This window comes from Amycolatopsis sp. NPDC104819, assembly GCF_055583145.1.
Window position 1 is genome coordinate 1 of the sequence record NZ_JBVJON010000025.1, and the last position, 2,729, is coordinate 2,729.

Below are 2,729 nucleotides of genomic sequence, written 5' to 3' on the forward strand. Positions count from 1 at the left end.
TTCGGGTCGGGCTGGGGGGCCTGGGCCTTGGCTTTGGGGGAAAAGCTGGGGAGTGGAAAACCTTTCCCGGTTTTTTGGGGGTTTTTTGGGGTTCTCCCACCCCCCCGAAACACTCACGACATCTTCTCCAGACTTCCGGCGGGCTGTCCTGGTCACTGCGCGGACGGCCCGCCGGATCCCCACCCACGAGAACCGCCCACCGGAGTCCGGTGGGCGGTTCTTCGCGTCAGGCAGGAACCGGCCGCCCACGTAGTGAATGACTCATTCATGTCGTCAGACGACATGAATGAGTCATTCACTACGTTCGGGCCTCAGCGCACCCCGTAGAACTCCCGGACCCGGTCGGCGATGTAGTCCTGGTCCGCTTCGGACAGTCCCGTGTGCGTCGGCAGGCACAGGCCCTCGGCGGCGAACCGGGCGGCCTTCAGCTCGGTCCAGGACTCGCGGAAGTACATCGGCTGACGGCTCATCGGCGGGAAGAACGGCCGGGTGTCCACCCCCGCCGACGTCAGGTGGGCGCGCAGCTCCTCGCGGTCGTCGGCCAGCAGGTCGTACATCCACAGCACGTCCCGGCCCGGCATCCGCGTGACACCGGGGAAGTCGAGGCGCTCGTCGTAGCGCTTCTCGATCTGGGCGCGCAGCTCGAGGATCTCGTCGAAGCGCTCCACCTGGGCCAGCGCCACCCCGGCCTGCAGGTTGGTCATCCGGAAGTTGTACGCGAGCTGCTTGTGGACGAAGTCGTGGGCCTTGCCGGCCGCCATGCCGCGCAGGTGCGCCATCTGGGCGGCCAGCCGCGGGTCGTTCGTCAGGCAGATGCCGCCCTCGCCGGAGGACACGATCTTGTTGGCGTACAACGAGAAGCACGCGACGTCGCCGACCGGGCGGACGCCGTGCGCCTCCGCGGTGTCCTCGACGACGCGCAGGTTGTACTGGAACGCCAGGTCCATCACCGCGTCCATGTCGCAGCGGCGGCCGTGCACGTGGACCGGCATGATCGCCTTGGTGCGCGGGGTGATCGCGGCCTCGGCGAGCGCCGGGTCGAGCGTGAGGTCGCTCAGGCAGTCGACGAACACCGGGGTCGCGCCGGTGTAGGTGACCGCCCACGCCGAGGCCACGTAGGTGAACTCGGGCACCAGCACCTCGTCGCCCGGGCCGATGCCCAGCGCGCGCAGGGCGAGCGTCAGCGCCGCCGTGCCCGACGAGCAGGCGACGCCGTGCGCCTGGTCGTTCCACGCGGCGAACGCCTCCTCGAACCGGCGGACGAACGGCCCCTGCGCGGAGATCCAGCCGGTCTCGACCGCTTCGGTGACGTAGTCGATCTCCCGGCCCGTGAGGTACGGCTGGGAGACGGGGTAACGGATGGCCATCGGGTCCTCGCAAGCCTTCGGGGATACCGGAAAGCTGCAGGATGGGCCGGAACGGCAAGGGAAATCACCAGTGATCGCCGCGGAACCCGGGCATTGTCGAGTGTTTTCCCGAGTCGGCGGGGCGTCCAATGATGGCGATCAACGGCAGTCTCGGGTAGCCGTGGGCGTGGCCGGCCGGTGGACGTGGGAGAACCATGACAAAACGAGCATTGATCACGGGCATCACGGGGCAGGACGGCTCCTACCTCGCCGAGCACCTGCTCGGCCTGGGGTACCAGGTCTGGGGCCTGGTGCGCGGCCAGGCCAACCCCCGCAAGTCGCGCGTGAGCCGGCTGGCCGCGGAGCTGAACTTCGTGCACGGCGATCTGCTCGACCAGGCGAGCCTCGTCGCGGCCGTGGACCTCGTCCAGCCGGACGAGGTGTACAACCTGGGTGCGATCTCGTTCGTCCCGATGTCCTGGCAGCAGGCGGAGCTCACCACCGACGTCAACGGCATGGGCGTGCTGCGCGTGCTCGAGGCGATCCGGATGGTCTGCGGGCTCGACAAGTCGCGGGCCGCGCCGGGCGGGCAGATCCGCTTCTACCAGGCCTCGTCGTCGGAGATGTTCGGCAAGGCGGCCGAGACGCCGCAGAACGAGCTGACGATCCTGCACCCGCGCAGCCCGTACGGCGTCGCGAAGTGCTACGGCCACTACATCACCCGCAACTACCGCGAGTCCTACGGGATGTATGGCGTCTCCGGCATCTTGTTCAACCACGAGTCCCCGCGCCGCGGCATGGAGTTCGTCACCCGCAAGATCTCCAACGCCGTCGCGCGGATCAAGCTGGGCGTGCAGGACGAGCTGCGGCTGGGCAACCTCGACGCGGTCCGCGACTGGGGTTTCGCCGGCGACTACGTGCGCGCCATGCACCTGATGCTGCAGCAGGACGAAGCCGTCGACTACGTGATCGGCACCGGCCGGATGCACACGGTCCGCCAGGCGGCCGAGCTCGCCTTCGCCGCGGCCGGGCTCGACTGGCGCGACCACGTCGTCGTCGACCCGGGCCTGGTGCGCCCGGCCGAGGTCGAGGTGCTCTGCGCCGACGCGACCCGCGCCTACGCCGGGCTGGGCTGGCGGCCGACCGTGTCGTTCGAAGAGCTGATGCGGATGATGGTCGAGTCCGACCTCACCCAGACCAGCCGTGAGCTGGACCTGGGCGAGGCGCTGACGGCCGCCGTCTGGTAGGCACGCGCTTTTTCCCGAGAGGGACACCAAAGACATTCGCGCCCCGGGCGGCAGGCCGCCGGGCGCCGGGTTGGGCGGAGCAGCAGCCGTCCCGGGGCGCACCGCTCGCCGTCGTGTCGGGATGGGTTGCTGATTC

General features: G+C 69.3%; 2 protein-coding genes. One reads left to right on the plus strand and one right to left on the minus strand.

Annotated elements, in window-relative coordinates; genetic code table 11:
- Positions 1-311: 311 nt before the first annotated feature.
- Positions 312-1,367 carry a DegT/DnrJ/EryC1/StrS family aminotransferase gene (locus tag ACZ63E_RS44475; RefSeq protein ID WP_465342362.1) on the minus strand — a complete coding sequence of 352 codons (1,056 nt, stop codon included), beginning with the start codon at positions 1,365-1,367 and terminating at the stop codon, positions 312-314.
- A gap of 194 nt (positions 1,368-1,561) precedes the next feature.
- On the opposite strand from ACZ63E_RS44475, the gene ACZ63E_RS44480 reads away from it, so the two are divergent.
- A complete protein-coding gene (locus ACZ63E_RS44480) occupies positions 1,562-2,593 on the plus strand; it encodes a GDP-mannose 4,6-dehydratase (protein WP_465342363.1) in 1,032 nt (343 codons plus the stop codon).
- Positions 2,594-2,729 lie beyond the last annotated feature (136 nt).

What these genes read in the sequence shown, in the direction of transcription:
- ACZ63E_RS44475 (WP_465342362.1), bottom strand. Translation starts at nt 1,367, where the DNA reads ATGGCCATCCGTTACCCCGTCTCCCAGCCGTACCTCACGGGCCGGGAG.
- ACZ63E_RS44480 (WP_465342363.1), top strand. Translation starts at nt 1,562, where the DNA reads ATGACAAAACGAGCATTGATCACGGGCATCACGGGGCAGGACGGCTCC.